The organism is Sphaerisporangium sp. TRM90804 (assembly GCF_029846175.1).
GTDB lineage: Bacteria > Actinomycetota > Actinomycetes > Streptosporangiales > Streptosporangiaceae > Sphaerisporangium.
Genome location: NZ_JARWAC010000022.1, coordinates 18607 through 33518, shown reverse-complemented (window position 1 = coordinate 33518; position 14912 = coordinate 18607). Strand labels below are relative to the sequence as shown.

At 72.4% G+C, this 14912-nt stretch carries 11 protein-coding genes; 7 read left to right on the top strand and 4 right to left on the bottom strand.

Annotation, left to right across the window (positions count from 1 at the left end):
* Nucleotides 1-48 precede the first annotated feature (48 nt).
* Nucleotides 49-1308, bottom strand: coding sequence for an alpha/beta fold hydrolase (locus tag PYR91_RS26600; protein ID WP_279783977.1), 1260 nt, complete (start codon nucleotides 1306-1308; stop codon nucleotides 49-51).
* A gap of 123 nt (nucleotides 1309-1431) precedes the next feature.
* Here PYR91_RS26600 and PYR91_RS26595 point away from each other — a divergent pair, with 123 nt between their 5' ends.
* From PYR91_RS26595 to PYR91_RS26570, 6 genes are all read left to right on the top strand, one after another.
* Nucleotides 1432-2418 carry a DNA polymerase ligase N-terminal domain-containing protein gene (locus tag PYR91_RS26595; RefSeq protein WP_279783975.1) on the top strand — a complete coding sequence of 329 codons (987 nt, stop codon included), beginning with the start codon at nucleotides 1432-1434 and terminating at the stop codon, nucleotides 2416-2418.
* A 352-nt stretch (nucleotides 2419-2770) separates the two neighbouring features.
* Nucleotides 2771-3670 carry a relaxase domain-containing protein gene (locus PYR91_RS26590; RefSeq protein ID WP_279783973.1) on the top strand — a complete coding sequence of 300 codons (900 nt, stop codon included), beginning with the start codon at nucleotides 2771-2773 and terminating at the stop codon, nucleotides 3668-3670.
* A gap of 278 nt (nucleotides 3671-3948) precedes the next feature.
* A complete protein-coding gene (locus tag PYR91_RS26585; protein ID WP_279783971.1) occupies nucleotides 3949-4935 on the top strand; it encodes an epimerase in 987 nt (328 codons plus the stop codon).
* Between the two features lie 224 nt (nucleotides 4936-5159).
* Nucleotides 5160-7334: a molybdopterin-dependent oxidoreductase gene (locus PYR91_RS26580; RefSeq protein ID WP_279783969.1), complete on the top strand. Its 2175-nt coding sequence runs from the start codon at nucleotides 5160-5162 to the stop codon at nucleotides 7332-7334.
* Between the two features lie 313 nt (nucleotides 7335-7647).
* Nucleotides 7648-8778, top strand: coding sequence for an alkaline phosphatase PhoX (locus PYR91_RS26575; protein ID WP_347943482.1), 1131 nt, complete (start codon nucleotides 7648-7650; stop codon nucleotides 8776-8778).
* A 181-nt stretch (nucleotides 8779-8959) separates the two neighbouring features.
* Complete coding sequence (locus PYR91_RS26570; RefSeq protein WP_279783965.1) at nucleotides 8960-10516, top strand: M28 family metallopeptidase; 1557 nt, start codon at nucleotides 8960-8962, stop codon at nucleotides 10514-10516.
* Nucleotides 10517-10588: 72 nt separating this feature from the next.
* Here the strand turns inward: PYR91_RS26570 and PYR91_RS26565 are convergent, their stop codons facing one another.
* From PYR91_RS26565 to PYR91_RS26555, 3 genes are all read right to left on the bottom strand, one after another.
* Nucleotides 10589-11992, bottom strand: coding sequence for a M28 family metallopeptidase (locus tag PYR91_RS26565; protein ID WP_279783963.1), 1404 nt, complete (start codon nucleotides 11990-11992; stop codon nucleotides 10589-10591).
* A 70-nt stretch (nucleotides 11993-12062) separates the two neighbouring features.
* Nucleotides 12063-12602, bottom strand: coding sequence for a DUF305 domain-containing protein (locus tag PYR91_RS26560; protein WP_279783961.1), 540 nt, complete (start codon nucleotides 12600-12602; stop codon nucleotides 12063-12065).
* A gap of 168 nt (nucleotides 12603-12770) precedes the next feature.
* Nucleotides 12771-13541, bottom strand: coding sequence for a lytic polysaccharide monooxygenase (locus tag PYR91_RS26555; RefSeq protein WP_279783959.1), 771 nt, complete (start codon nucleotides 13539-13541; stop codon nucleotides 12771-12773).
* A 441-nt stretch (nucleotides 13542-13982) separates the two neighbouring features.
* Here PYR91_RS26555 and PYR91_RS26550 point away from each other — a divergent pair, with 441 nt between their 5' ends.
* The gene (locus tag PYR91_RS26550; protein ID WP_279783957.1) at nucleotides 13983-14912 is read left to right on the top strand and encodes a DUF4231 domain-containing protein; all 930 of its coding nucleotides are present in this window, start codon (nucleotides 13983-13985) and stop codon (nucleotides 14910-14912) included.

The window sequence follows — 14912 nt, the reverse complement described above, 5'->3', positions numbered from 1 at the left end:
GCCGGGCGCCACCCTCACGCCCGGCGGCGGCGCGCCTGGCCCGGTGGGTCAGGCGCGTCCGGCGGCGAGGTCCATGAGGCGGGACAGGACGCGGTCGCCCGCCGTTCGGACGCCGTCGTGCTCCCACTCGTTGGTGATCCACCACCGGAGGCCGCCCACCGCGCGCGCCGTCCGCAGCGACAGGTCGGCGTCGACGTACATGTCGTCGTGGTAGACGAGGGCGGCCACCGGCACCTCGTTGGCCGCGAGCCGCCCGGCGTCGTACAACGGCGGCCAGTCGCCGGCCTCGGCCAGGGCGTTGGCCGCGTCCCGGAAGGGACGCAGGGTGCGGATCTCCTCGAACATCCACGGGTAGAACATCTCGCCGGTGAACAGCGTCGGCTCCGCGCCGGGCGCGAACTCCGGGAGGCGCTGGAGCGCGCGCTCGGCGGCCCACCTGGTCGGCGCGTCGCCCTGGGCGTAGATCGCCTCCTGGAACAGGCCGTACAGCGGGTTGCCGGGGAACGACGTCTGCGCCGCCACCTCGTGCAGGAAGACGTCCGAGAGCTCGGGGCCGTCCCAGACCTCGTCGAACAGCCAGTGCAGCCGCTCGGCGCCGCTCCCCATGCCCAGCCCCGCGCCGAGCATCTGCAGGCGCCGCACCGTCAGCCGGTCGCCGTCGGGCAGTCGCACGTCGCGCTCGGCCAGGTGCTCGGCCACCGCCGTGACCGTGGCCGCGTCCTCGGGGTAGCGCGCGTAGTAGTCGGCGACCTTGCCGCGCACCCGCGGGTACGTGCGGGCGTACACCTCGTCGGCGGTGGCGGTGAGCCCGGGCAGCCCGCCCGTCACGTAGCAGGCGCGCAGCCCTTCGGGCGCCAGCGACAGGTAGGTGAGCGTGATGAAGCCCCCGTAGCTCTGCCCGAGCGTCTCCCACGGCCGTCCCCCGCACAGCTTCCGGCGGATGATCTCGGCGTCCCGGACGATGGAGTCGGCGCGGAAGTGGCGCAGGTACCCGGCCAGCCCGTCGCCGAGGCGCGCGGCCGTCGCGGCGGTGACGGGCGTGCTGCGCCCGGTGCCGCGCTGGTCGAGCAGCAGCACCCGGTGCGTCCGCAGCGCGCGGCCCAGCCAGCCGTCGGGGCCGGTGGGCCGCGGCCCCTTGCCGCCCGGCCCGCCCTGCAGGAAGAGCAGCCAGGGCAGGGCCTCGCCCGCCCGTGCGGGGTCGACGACCTCGCGGGCGAACACCGTGATGCTGGCCCCGTCGCGGGCGCCGTGGTCGAGCGGCACCGCGAACTCGTGGCCGGTCACCGCCATCCCCGGCAGGTGCGGCATGGCACTCCCTTCGACACGGCCGGCAACGGAGGAGCGGCCACCGCCCAAAGGTACTAACGCTGGGGACCCCAGATATCGGGGCGACCGGGCCGAAGTTCCGCCCACGGGGGTAGGACAGTCGGCGTGGCCGACAAACTGGAGCCCTACCGCGGCAAGCGCGACCCCCGTCGCACACGCGAGCCGTTCCCGGCCGACGGGCCGCTGCCGCGGGGCGACGACGACACCTTCGTGATCCAGGAGCACCACGCGCGCTCGCTGCACTGGGACCTGCGGCTGGAACGCGAGGGCGTGCTGGCGTCCTGGGCGATCCCCAAGGGGCTGCCGCCGGACCCCGCCACCAACCACCTGGCCGTGCACACCGAGGACCACCCCATGGAGTACGCCACGTTCGAGGGCGAGATCCCCGCGGGCGAGTACGGCGGCGGCACGATGACGATCTGGGACCGGGGGACGTACGAGACCGAGAAGTGGAGCGACCGGGAGGTCATGATCGTGCTGCGGGGCGAGCGCGCCTCGGGCAAGTACGTGCTGTTCCGGACGCACGGCCGCAACTGGATGATCCACCGCATGAGCCCGCCGGTGGAGTCGTGGGAGCCGATGCCGTCGTCCCTGGCCCCCATGTCGCCGGTGACCCGCTCCCGGGCGCCGAAGGACGCCGGCGAGTACGCCTGGGAGTTCGCGTGGGGCGGCACCCGCGCGCTGGCGTACATCCAGGGCGGCCGGCTGACCCTGCGCTCGGCGCGCGGCGCCGACGTCACCGCGGAGTACCGGTGGCTGCGCCCGCTGGCCGAGGCGTTCGGCAGCAGGGCCGCGGTGCTGGACGGCGAGGTGGTGAGGCTGGGCGGCACGCTGGTCTACGTCGCCTACGACGCCCTGTACGACGACGGCGCCTCGCTGCTGGACGCCCCGTTCGAGACCCGGCGCGAGGCTTTGGAGGACATGGCCGTCACCGGCCCCCGCTGGCAGACCGCCCCCAGCTACCCGGGCGAGCTGAAAGCCGTCCGTCAGGCCGCCCGCGCCCAGTCCCTCCCCGGCGTGGTCGGCAAGCACCCCGGCTCGCCTTACAAGCCCGGCGAGGAGTCCCCGGCCTGGGTCTTCGTCGCCGCGTAGCGATGCCGACCTGCGAAGGCAACCCGTCCGGCGCGCTTCACCCGGTCGCGGCGAACGAGGGGGCACAGCCTCTCGCCGCGCAGATACCGAATCCGTTGATATTTCAAATAGTTTTCAGGCTAATAGAATAGCATATGGAAGGGAGTGTCAGGAATTACCACCTGGTACTACTCTTAAAGCTGCGAAACACGTGACCACCCCCGGCGGATGCAGCACAATGGAATGCCATGACAGCACTGCCATACCGCCGATCAGACCGGTCGGCCGTCCGTGCCGTACTGCCGCACGGCGCAATATCGAAGACGCCGAAGTTCACGTCCGCGAAGGGTGCTGGATCGCACCGCGAGGTCTCATGCTGACGATTCGCACCCTGTCGGTTCCGGTTGGTGACCCGAAGCCGGCATTGTCGGCGGCCGAGCACGCGTTGGAGTACGCTCTGTCGCCACAGGCATTCACCCGAAAGACCGACCCGGGGCCCGAACGGGCGAATTCGATGTGGCTGGGGTCGAACGAGGCCCTGCGGTCCCTCGGCGTGGAGCGCGGCGCCGAGACACGCGCCAAGCAGTTGACATCGGCCCTGCTGGGACGCCACACGGTCACCGGGGCGCAGGCGCGCCCACCGCATTTCACGCAGCCATCCGGCGCGGGCACGCGCCCGAGCCTCGGCGGACCGGGACGATTCGAACGGCAGATGGCGGTCACCAGCTTCGTTCTCGACTTCTGGGCCCCCGGCTCGATGTCGTGGGTGTGGGCCCAGTCCGACGCGAAACTGCGGGCGTCGCTGGGACAGGCCATGGTCCAGGCCGCGGGCCAGGCGATCGAGTACCTGACGCGGACGAGACCGCTGGTCGCCGGCATCGAGCCGGCGCGGGGATTCGCCGCCTCGATAGCGCTGCACGTGATATCACGGAAACCACCGTGGCTGGAACCACCCCCTCCGCAGTTGCACGTGCATTGCTATCTGGTCGGCGTGCTGGACGCGAATATGAAACTCCGCACCCCGCACAGCGAGGCCCTGTACGGGGAATCCGTTATGCGCGAGTGCGGCGCCGCCGGGCGGGCGGTGCTCGCGGAGGAGCTCAGAAAGCTCCGGTTTCCGATAGAAGCCCTCACGGGCCCGGGCCGCCGCTTCTTCGAGATAGCCGGAGTACCACCGGAACTGGCCGCGTCCTCAAGCGCCTGGGAGCACGCGGAATGCCAGGAGTCCACCCGAACACACCCCGCCGAACACCATAGGCACTCACACAACTAAAGAACGGAGCACCTCCGCCACACGCGTTTCTCGGGCCGATCCTGACACCGGTCACGGGCCGTCCGGATCCGCTGCCGGGGGATCACGACCCCGGGCGACCCGCGGCGCCACCCCGGACTTCAGGCTCCGTCGTCGGATGCCCCGGCACCTCCGGTCGATCATCGGTCACTCGGCGAGCCGCGGTGGCCGATGACGTGGCGGTGAGGGCTCGACGGCGTCGGGTGTGCCGTCAGCGAACCCTTCTGGGCGGTTGGTGTCCGTGGTGGTTGGGTGGCGGGATGGAGATCTTGGTTCTGGGTGGGACGGCGTGGGTGGGGCGGGAGCTTTCGGGGCAGGCGGTGGGGCGGGGGCATCGGGTGACGTGCCTGGCTCGGGGGGAGAGCGGGGAGGTCGCGGGCGGGGCGAGGCTGGTGGCCGCCGATCGGCGTGAGGCATCGGCGTACGAGGGGGTGCTCGATCGCGAGTGGGACGCCGTCGTCGAGGTGTCCTGGCAGCCGGGCTTCGTTCGCGCGGCGCTCGGCGCGCTGGGCGGCAGGGCCCGGCACTGGGCCTATGTCTCCTCCATCAGCGCATACGCCTCCCACGCCGTCCCGGACGCGGACGAGTCCGCGGCCCTGCTCGCCGCGACCGACCGTGGCGAGGTCGACCGCGGGTTGTACGGCGAGGCGAAGGTCGCCTGCGAGCAGGCGTCGACGGACGTCGTGGGCGATCGCCTCCTCGTCGCGCGCGCCGGGCTCATCGGCGGGCCGGGCGATCACACCGGGCGTACCGGCTACTGGGTGGCCCGCGCCGCGCGCGACCCGCTCGGGCCGATGCTGGTCCCCGACGCGCCGGGCATCCCGACACAGGCGGTCGACGTGCGCGACCTCGCCGCCTGGCTGCTGGACGCCGCGGAGGCGGGGAGCACCGGCGTGTACGACGCCGTCGGGCCGGTCGTCTCCTTCGGGGAGTGGGTCGAGACGTCCCGTGCCGTCGGCGGGCACACCGGCCCGGTGGTCCACGCGGAGTCGTCGTGGCTGCTCGCGAACGGCGTGACCGAGTACATGGGGGACGAGTCGCTGCCGATGTGGCTGGTCGAGCCCGGCTGGGAGGGGTTCTCGGCCCGCACCGGGGCCGCGGCGCGCGCCGCCGGGCTGCGCCACCGGCCCCGGGCGGAGCTGCTGGCCGACACGCTCGCCTGGGAGCGCGAGCAGGGTCTGGACCGGGCGAGACGTTCCGGGCTCAGCGCCCGCCGCGAGCGCGAGCTGCTCGACGCCCTCGGCTGACGCCGCTGGTCTCCGTCACGACGGCTTCGGCTTCCGGCTGTTCGCGGGGAACGGCCGATCCACGAACGACATCGGTCTTCAGTCGCTCACCACGGCCTCGGCCTCCGGCTGTTCGCGCGGGGATCGGACGGCGGGCGGCGCACCCCGTAAGTGGCAGAACTGGGGTTCCGGGGCTCGGGAGGGCGGGGTGATGATGCGGGTAACACCCGCTCTCAGGAGGCCCGATGAGAACCGCGCTCCGGACCTGTCCCCTTTGTGATGCCGTCTGCGGGCTGAAGCTCACGCTCGACGACACCGGGCGCGTCACCTCCGTCAAGGGTGACCCGGACGACCCGTTCTCCAAGGGCTTCATCTGCCCCAAGGGCGCCAGCCTCGGCAACCTCGACGCCGACCCCGACCGCCTGCGCGTCCCGCTGATCCGCAAGGACGGCGAGTGGCACGAGGCGACGTGGGAGGAGGCGTTCGAGCGGGTCGACCAGGGGCTCAAGGACGTCATCGCGACCCACGGGCGCGAGTCGGTGGCCGCGTTCTTCGGCAACCCGACCTTCCACACGATGGCCGGGCCGCTGTACCGGGGCGCGCTGAGCCAGGCGCTCGGCACCCGCAACATCTACTCGGCCAGCACCATCGACCAGATGCCCAAGCACGTCGCCTGCGGCTACATGGTGGGCGACCCGCTGGCCATCTCGGTGCCCGACATCGACCGCACCGACTTCCTGCTGATCCTCGGCGCCAACCCGGTCGAGTCCAACGGCTCGCTGTGCTCGGCCCCCGACTTCCCCGGCCGGCTCAAGGACCTGCGCCGTCGCGGCGGCAAGGTCGTCGTCGTCGACCCGCGCCGCACCCGCACCGCCGCGGCCGCCGACGAGCACCTGTTCGTGCGCCCGGGCACCGACGCGTTCCTGCTGTTCGGCATGGTGCACACCCTGCTCGCCGAGGGCCTGACCACCATCGACATCGAGGTCAACGGCCTGGACGAGCTGCGGCACCTGGCGCAGGAGTTCACCCCGGAGCGCGTCGCGCCGGTGTGCGGTGTGGCCGCCGAGGACATCGCGCGGGTCGCGCGGCAGCTCGCCGCCGCCCGGACGGCCGCCGTGTACACCCGCATCGGCACCTGCACCGCCGAGTTCGGCACGCTCAACCAGTGGCTGGTCGACGTCCTGAACATCCTGACCGGCAACTTCGACCGGCCGGGCGGGGTGATGTTCACCCAGACCGCCACCTTCGGCCCGCCCAAGCCGTCCGAGCCGTACAAGACGGGAAGCTGGCACAGCCGCGTCCGGGGGCTGCCGGAGTCGCTCGGCGAGCTGCCGGTCGCGACCCTGGCCGACGAGATCGAGACCCCGGGAGAGGGGCAGGTCAGGGCGCTGGTGGCCGTGGCCGGCAACCCGGTGGTGTCGGCGCCGGGCGGCCCGCGGCTCGCGGGGGCCCTGGAAAGCCTGGACTTCATGGTCTGCGTCGACCCCTACCTGAACGAGACCACGCGGTACGCGGACGTCATCCTGCCCCCGCCGCGGATCATGCAGATGCCGCACTACGACTTCCTGCTGCTGACGGTGACCGTCCGCAACTACACCCGGTTCTCGCCGCCGGTGGTGCCGCTGGAGCCGGGGCAGCTGTCCGAGGCCGAGATCATGGCGAAGCTGACGCTCATCGCCTCGGGGGCCGGCGCGGACGCCGACCCGTCGTCGCTGGACGAGATGATGCTCGCCGGGATCCTCGGCGGCGCCACGCAGACGCCCGGCTCCCCGTACGAGGGCATGGACCCCGCCGAGCTGCGCGCCTCCCTGGAGGGCGACTCTGGCGTCGAACTCATCCTGGACGCCTTCCTCCGGCTCGGCCCGTACGGGCTCACCCTGGCCGACCTGCGCGCCAACCCGCACGGCATCGACCTGGGCGCGCTGCGGCCCCGGCTGCCCGAGATGCTGTTCACGGCGTCCGGCCGGGTGGAGCTGGCCCCGCCGGTGCTGGTGGCCGACGTCTCCCGGCTGCACGACCGGCTGGCCGAGCCGCCCGCGGAGATGCTGCTGATCGGCAGGCGTCAGCTCCGTTCCCTCAACAGCTGGCTGCACAACGTCGAGACCCTGGTCGGCGGCAGCAACCAGTGCACGCTGCACATCAACCCCGAGGACGTGGCCCGGCTGGGCCTCGGCGAGCACGCGCTGGTGCGCTCGGCGTCCGGCGAGCTCGTGGTGCCGGTGGAGCCCAACGACGCGATCATGCCCGGCGTGGTCAGCCTGCCGCACGGGTGGGGGCACGCCGGCATCCCGCAGCGGGTCGCCTCGCAGAACGCGGGCGTCAACGCCAACACGCTGACCGACGAGTCGGTGGTCGACGTCCTGTCCGGCAACGCCGTCTTCAACGGCGTCCCCGTGACGCTCACCCCCGCCGCGGTCTGAGACGCCGCCCCGCCGGGCCGTGCGACCGCCTCCCGCACCGGTCCGGCCGGCGGCCCGGCCTGAACCCCCACGGCCCGCATGAGCCCGCACGGCCCGTCGACGCGGGCCGCCTGAGCGGACCGCCTGAGGGCGCGCCGCCTGTCCCGCGCGGGGCGTCCGGGGAAAGATCACGTGTATCGCCCCGGACATCCGCCGTTCATGCCGTGGCGTGGCACCGGTCGCCCGCACCGCTTACGTTCCGGGTGACCGTGATCGGCCAGACCTGGAGGCAATGGTGGAGCGTCGGACGGTACTGAGAGCCGCTGTCGTTGGAGTGGGAGGGGCGGCGTTCTCCGGAGCGCTGTGGGGGGAGGCGTTCGGCGCCGTCGCCCAGCCCGGCCCCAGCCCGTACGGAGACCCGCTGGCCGCCGACGGGAACGGCATCCAGCTCCCGCCCGGGTTCACCAGCAGGGTGATCGCCCGCTCGGGGCGCCAGGTCGCCGGCCACACCTGGCACTGGGCGCCGGACGGAGGGGCGTGCTTCCCCGACGGCTCGGGCTGGATCTACGTCTCCAACTCCGAGATCCCGCTGATCGGCGGCGCCTCGGCGGTGCGTTTCGCCGCCGACGGCTCCATCGTGTCGGCGTACCGCATCCTGTCGAACACCAACCTCAACTGCGCGGGTGGCGCCACTCCGTGGGGCACCTGGCTGTCGTGCGAGGAGATCGCGCTCGGCCGGGTCTTCGAGACCTGGCCCGGCGGCGGCCGTTCCGCCGAGGAGCGCACCAGGATGGGCCGCTTCAAGCACGAGGCCGCCGCGTGCGACCCCGTCCGCCGGGTGGTCTACCTGACCGAGGACGAGAGCGACGGCTGCTTCTACCGGTTCGTCCCCGACACCTGGGGCGACCTGCGCACCGGGCAGCTTCAGGTGCTGTGCGCGCCCTCCGGCCAGGTGACCGGCCCGGTGACGTGGCAGAACATTCCCGACCGCGACGGCTTCCCGGTCGCCACCCGCAAGCAGGTCGGCGCGGCCCAGCGCTTCGACGGCGGTGAGGGCTGCTGGTACGACCGCGGCGTCTGCTACTTCACCACCAAGGGCGACAACCGGGTGTGGGCCTACGACGCGACCTCCTCCACGCTCGACCTGGCGTACGACGACTCGCTGGTGACCGGCGGTGCGGCGCCGCTCACCGGCGTGGACAACATCACCGGCGCGCCCACCAGCCGCGACCTGTTCGTCGCCGAGGACGGCGGCGACATGGAGATCAACGTCATCACCGCCGAGGGCGTCGTCGCGCCGTTCCTGCGCATCCAGGGGCAGTCGTCGTCGGAGATCACCGGGCCCGCGTTCTCGCCCGACGGCCGGCGCCTGTACTTCTCCTCCCAGCGCGGCACGTCCGGCTCGTCCACCGGCAGCGGCGGCATCACCTACGAGGTGACCGGCCCCTTCCGCGTGCAGCCCTGACCCGCCGGGCGGGCCGGCCGGCACGCGCCGGGCGGCCCGCCCGGGGAGCGGGCGTGGTGGCTCCGGGTGACCAGGCCGAATCAGTTAGCGAGAAATCCCTATACGACAGGGCCTCTCGGGGTTACGTTCCTTGGAGCGTTATTTCGGGGATCTTGCACACTTTCTGGCCGCTTGGAGAACCATGCACGTACCTCTGCTGAACGGCGCTCGCAAGAGCGTCGTCCGTCTCGTCACCGTGGTCACGGTCCTCGCCCTGTTCCTCGTCCCGACCCTGCCGGCCTCGGCCGGGGCGATCGACGAACTGTTCGCGAAGCTGCTGGTGAAGCAGGTCAAGGGCACGAACGTCAAGAAGCACCTGGACGCCTTCCAGGCCATCGCGAACGCCAACGGCGGCAACCGCGCCGCGGGCTCCCCCGGCTACCAGGCCTCCGTCGACTATGTCGCCGGAAAGCTGCGTAAGGCCGGCTACAAGGTGACGCTCCAGCCGATCGAGTTCGTCGAGAGCTGGGCCGAGAACAGCGCGCCGGTGCTGGCCCAGACCGCGCCGAACGCGAAGACCTACGTCCCGAACGAGGACTTCTTCACCTTCCCGCCGTCGCCCGCGGGCGACGTCACCGCCCAGGTGCAGGGCGTCGACCTGACGCTGCCGCCGGCACCCACGCCCAGCTCCACCAGCGGGTGCGAGGAGTCCGACTTCGCCGGTTTCGTCGCCGGCCGTATCGCGCTCATCCAGCGCGGCACCTGCGCGTTCGCCCAGAAGATCCGCAACGCGGGCAGGGCCGGCGCCGCGGGCATCATCGTCTTCAACGAGGGCCAGCCCGGGCGCACCGACGCCTACACGGTCGACATCGGCGAGTGGCGGGCCGACGTCCCCATGGTGTTCGCCGACTTCGCCGTCGGGCAGGAGCTCGCCACCACGGCCGGCGCCACCGTGCGCCTCAAGGTCGACAGCACCCTTGAGCTCGGCACCGACGACAACGTGATCGCCGAGTCGCTGTTCGGCGACCCGAACAAGGTCGTGATGGTCGGCGCCCACCTCGACAGCGTGCCCGTCGGCCCCGGCATCAACGACAACGGCTCGGGCAGCGCCGCCATCCTGGAGACCGCCCTGCAGGCGAAGCTCTACCCGGTGCGCCACAAGCTGCGGTTCGCCTTCTGGGCCGCCGAGGAGATCGGCCTGCTCGGCTCCGACCAGTACGTCGAGAGCCTGTCGCAGGCGCAGCGCGACCGGATCAAGCTGTACCTGAACTTCGACATGGTCGGCTCGCCGAACTACGCCTACAAGCTCTACGACGGCGACGACTCCGACGCCGCCGGCTCGCCCGCCGGCCCGCCCGGATCGGACGCGATCGAGAAGCGGCTGGCCAAGTTCTTCACCAGCCGCGGGCTGCCCACCGTGGGCACCGACTTCGACGGCCGCTCCGACTACGGCCCGTTCATCGCCGCGGGCATCCCGGCCGGCGGCATCTTCACCGGCGCCGAGGGCATCAAGACGCCCGAGGAGGCGGCCCTGTTCGGCGGCACGGCGGGCGTCGCGTACGACCCGTGCTACCACGCGCCGTGCGACACGATCGCCAACGTCAACCTGACCGCGCTGGACGTCAACTCCGACGCGATCGCCGACTCCACCGCGAGGTACGCGTTCAACCTGAGCTCCATCCCCAACCGCGTCAGCGCGGTGTCCGCCCGCTCCGCCGTCCCGCCGGCCCACGCCGGCGACGCGGCCGCGGCGAGCTGACGTAGTCCGGTAAGCAGGGCGCCCGGCGCCGCCGTCACCAGGCGGCGCCGGGCGCCCTTCGCCCGTCTCGGCTCAGCTCACCGGGCGCGGGTGGCTGACCGGGCTTCGGTGGCCGGCCCTGTCGACGGCGCGGACGCCGAACTGGTGGTTGTCCTTCGACCTGCCCTCGACGGTGTACTCGGTCACGTCGCCCACGTAGCGCGCGTGGGTCCACAGCGGCTCGGTGCTGTCGCGCCACACGACCTCGTAACCGGCGATGTCGGGGGCCGGGTCGGCGTCCCAGCGCAGGTCGGTGTCGTTGGTGAGCCGCGTGGTGCGGATGCCCGCCCCCTTGGGCGCCTGCGGGGCGCGGGCGAGGGACGCCAGCGAGGCGACGTTCACGCGGGCCACACGGGCGGTGTAGTCGAAGTCGACGAACTTCAGCAGGTCGCCGTACTGGACGCCGTCCTCGACGCGGATGTCCTGGTGCTGGTGGGCGTACTCCTCGTGGACCTCGGTGAACCGGATCGCCGGGTAGCCGCGTTCCAGGAAGGGGATCTGGTCGCCGCCGCGCAGGTAGCGGTCCCTGCGGTAGACGAGCATGGCGTCCATGCGGGGCGTGTAGACGGTGGCGGCGTCGCGGACGAACCGGGCCAGCTGCCGGGACGTGCTGTCGTTCTCGCCGCCCGTGGAGCGGCGGGTGGCCGCCTGCTCGGGGGTCTCGGTGGTGGGCACGCCCTCGGAGAACACGCGGACCTCGCCGGGCGCCTCGCCGTTCTCGCCCTCGGCGCTGCCGACGATGTCGTTGGTGAACATGCCCTGGATGTCGACGCCGTTCGTCTTCGCCTGCTCGGCGTAGTACCCGGAGCCGTACAGGCCCTGTTCCTCGCCCGCGACGGCCATGAACACGACCGTGGCGTCGAAGGTGTGCGGGGCCATGACCCGGGCCGCCTCCAGCGCCACGGCGACGCCCGAGGCGTCGTCGTTGGCGCCCGGCGCGTCGCAGGTGGCGTTCATGACGTCGGAGCAGCGCGAGTCGTAGTGGCCGCTGACGACGTAGTGCCGGCCGGCCGACTCGGCCTGGGTGCCGCGCAGGGTCGCCACCACGTTGGTGATGACGGTCGGCACGGGGATGCGCGAGGAGACGGGCTGGACGAACGACTGCTTCTCGACCGTCATCCGGCCGCCCGAGCGCGCGGCGATCGCGCTGAACTCCTGGTACAGCCAGTCGCGGGCGGCGCCGATGCCGCGCGCCGGGTCGTCCTGGCTGGAGAGCGTGTGGCGGGTGCCGAAGGAGGCGAGCTTGGCGATGCTCCGCTGCACGCCGCGGGGGTCCACGGCCTCGACCATGCGGGCGATCTCGGCGTCGCGCGGCAGGCGGGAGGCGGGGTCTTCGGGCGCCGCGCCGGAGGAGGCGGCCGGGGTGACGAGGCCGGTGGCGAGGACGAGCGCGGTGAGGGGAAGGGCTCGGCCGGTGGAGGGAAGCCGAAGGGGCATGAACATATCTCCTGACTCAGGGTGATATGCAGCTGTCAACCCTCAACGTACGGCGCTTCCAGCGGCTTGATCAAGGGCGCGGCTCGCCGAGCAGGCGTAGCATCTGCTCGATCTGCGCCTCGCGCGAGCGTTCCACCTGCGTCGCCCAGTCCCGCACCTGCGGGTGGGCGCCGTTGGCGGCCTCCACCGTGGCCATCTGCACGGCGTCGTCCTGGTGGGCGAGCAGCAGGTTGAGGAAGTCGCGGTCGAACTCGTCCGTCGTCCCCAGGGCGGCGATCTGCCTGCGGTCGCTCCGCGGCATGCCGCCGTGGTGGGCGTGCGCGTCGGACGGCGCGGCGAGCGGCTGGTCCCAGGAGCGCAGCCAGGCCGTCATCCTGCGCACCTCGCCGTCCTGGGTCACCTCGATGGCCGAGGCCAGCGTCCTTACCTCGGGGTCCTTCGCCCTCGCCGCGGCCAGCCGCACGATCTCGATGCCCTGCCTGTGGTGCGGGATCATCATCTGCAGGAACATCACGTCCTCTGCGTTCACCGGCTCGGCCGGCCTCTCGGCGGCGGCGCCGCACGCCGGCAGCAGCAGGACGGCCAGCAGGGCCGCCGCGACGCGCTTCATGCCGAGCGCTCCCTTCACACGGGGACATCTCACACGGACATCTCACACGGGGACATCGATGCTCACCGTGCCCGGCCACGCTCCACGTGCGAGGCGGCCGGGCCACGCTCACGTTCCGGGCGGCCCGGCCGCGCGGGGCGGGGCCGGGCCGTCGACGGATCGTGCGGGTCAGACGCGCCGCCAGAGGGCCGGGACGTTCGGCGGCTCCCACCCGGTGAGGGCCGTGTGCGCCTGGATGCACTCGTAGGCGGCGCCGGAGTAGGTGACGCGGTCGCCGGCCCGGTAGGCCACGCCCGCCTGCCAGGTGCCGCCGGGCTGCGTCACCGTCGGCGTCGGGGTCGGCGTGGGCGTGCGGGTGGGCGTGACGGTCGGCGTCGGGGTCGGGGTCGGCGTGGGGTTGGTGCCGCCGCCGCCGAAGTCGACGTCCGAGCAGGTGTAGAAGGCCTCGTTGCTGCCGACCACGCGCTGCCAGATCGAGTACAGGATGTGCCGCCCCGAGCGCTGCGGCAGGTTGATCGTCCAGTTGGTGAACGTGGTGGGGTTCTGGTTGTTGAACGTCCTGATGTGGACGAGGTCCGACCACCTCAGGGGCATGGTCGGGTTCCAGCCGTCCCGGGTGATGTAGAACTCGAAGTGGCTGTTGGCGTGCGGGGCGCTGGCGTGGTACGTCAGCGTGAACGAGCCCGGCGACACGCGGGTGGCCGGCCAGTCGGCCCGCTGCAGGTCGAGCCCGCGGTACTTGTCGCGCCCCGCGCTGCACAGCTTGCCGTCGGGAATGAGCTCGCGGTGCCGCCCGCCCGCTTCGAGCAGCGACACCTCGTTCCAGTCGTAGTACGCCTGGGTGCCGCCCGCCGCCACGGCCGCCTTGCACGCGGCCGACTTCGGCGTCTCGGGCCCTTCGTTCTTGCAGACGTAGACCCGGCTCGGCGGGTTCGACATGGTGCCGTGCGCGTCGACGGCCCCCGCGGGCAGCAGAACCAGCGCGGGGGGGGGGGGGGGGGGGGGGGGGGGGCCCCCCCCCCCCCCGCCACCTTGCTTCGCTTGTACATCGAGAACTCCTCCATTGGGGCTGGGGGGTGGGAGGCAGTCGAAAAAGCGGACAACTAAAAAGAAACCTTCCTAAGAGTTAACAACAGAAGTCAACCAGCGCAAGCCTTTCGGGCTGGAAAGACGCACAACCTTGACTCCCAGGCACCTTGACTCTCACCCCGCGAGCCCTCCTTGCTCCCTCGGCCCAGCCGCTGTTCCGGTGGCGCGGGGCAAGGGGCGTGGCTAGCCTTCTCCTGGGTCGGGCGGCGAGAAGGCGGATATGACTTACACAGGCGAGCGCACACGTAGAGAGCCGCCCTCGCGCCTCGCTCCGCGAGAGCGGGCGCACGCGTGAGCGGCGCACCGCCGCCCCCGCCGCCGTTGCCCGACGACGCGCTTCCCGGGCTCTTCCAGGCGGCCGACCAGGCGTCCCTGCACGGCCAGAAGCGGTACATCACCAGCACCGCGCTGCGGCTCGCGCTCATCGTGCTCGCGGCGGTCACCGCGGCGCTGAGCCTGCGGGTCGGCGCCGCCAAGGTGGACGTCATGGCGCTCGTCACCGCCGTGGCGTTCGTCGGCACGGCGCTCGTCGAGGTGTACCTCCTCGCCGACCGGCCCTCGCAGACGTGGTACGACGGCCGTGCGCTGGCCGAGTCGGCCAAGACGCTGGCCTGGCGGTACGCGGTCGGCGGCGCGCCGTACACCAGGACCGGCGACGCCGAGGAGGAGCAGGCGGCCGGGCAGCGGTTCCGCAGAGAGCTGGAGTCGCTGCTGATCGACGCCCCCGAGACCGGCATCGAAGCGACCACGGCCCCGGCCATCAGCCCCCGGCTGCGCGAGCTGCGGGCCGCCGCGTTCGAGGAGCGCAAGCAGGCCTACCTCACCGGGCGCATCCTCGACCAGCAGCGGTGGTACTCCTCCAAGGCCACCCTGAATCGCTCACGCGCCCACTCCTGGCGCATCGCCCTGCTGGCCATGGAACTGCTGGGCGTGGTGGCCGCGCTGCTGCGAGCGTTCGGCGTCCTCGCGATCGACCTCCCCGGAATCGCCGCGGCGGTCGTCGGCGCGGGCGCGGCGTGGCTGGCCGTCAAACAGCACGACTCCCTCGCCCGGGCCTACGCCTTCGCCGCGAACGAGCTGGCCATCGCCCGCTCCCGCCTGGAGGACGCGACCGACGAGCCCCGCTGGGCCGCCGAGGTGGCCGACGCCGAGGAGGCGGTCAGCCGCGAGCACACCATGTGGCGCGCCTCCCGCACCGCCTTCCGCCGCCGCCCCTCCTAA

Excerpts from the sequence above, each read along its gene's own strand:
- PYR91_RS26600 (WP_279783977.1), bottom strand. The coding sequence starts at position 1,308 with ATGCCGCACCTGCCGGGGATGGCGGTGACCGGCCACGAGTTCGCGGTG.
- PYR91_RS26590 (WP_279783973.1), top strand. The coding sequence starts at position 2,771 with ATGCTGACGATTCGCACCCTGTCGGTTCCGGTTGGTGACCCGAAGCCG.
- PYR91_RS26560 (WP_279783961.1), bottom strand. The coding sequence starts at position 12,602 with ATGAAGCGCGTCGCGGCGGCCCTGCTGGCCGTCCTGCTGCTGCCGGCG.
- PYR91_RS26585 (WP_279783971.1), top strand. The coding sequence starts at position 3,949 with ATGGAGATCTTGGTTCTGGGTGGGACGGCGTGGGTGGGGCGGGAGCTT.
- PYR91_RS26570 (WP_279783965.1), top strand. The coding sequence starts at position 8,960 with ATGCACGTACCTCTGCTGAACGGCGCTCGCAAGAGCGTCGTCCGTCTC.
- PYR91_RS26555 (WP_279783959.1), bottom strand. The coding sequence starts at position 13,541 with ATGTCGAACCCGCCGAGCCGGGTCTACGTCTGCAAGAACGAAGGGCCC.
- PYR91_RS26580 (WP_279783969.1), top strand. The coding sequence starts at position 5,160 with ATGAGAACCGCGCTCCGGACCTGTCCCCTTTGTGATGCCGTCTGCGGG.
- PYR91_RS26565 (WP_279783963.1), bottom strand. The coding sequence starts at position 11,992 with ATGCCCCTTCGGCTTCCCTCCACCGGCCGAGCCCTTCCCCTCACCGCG.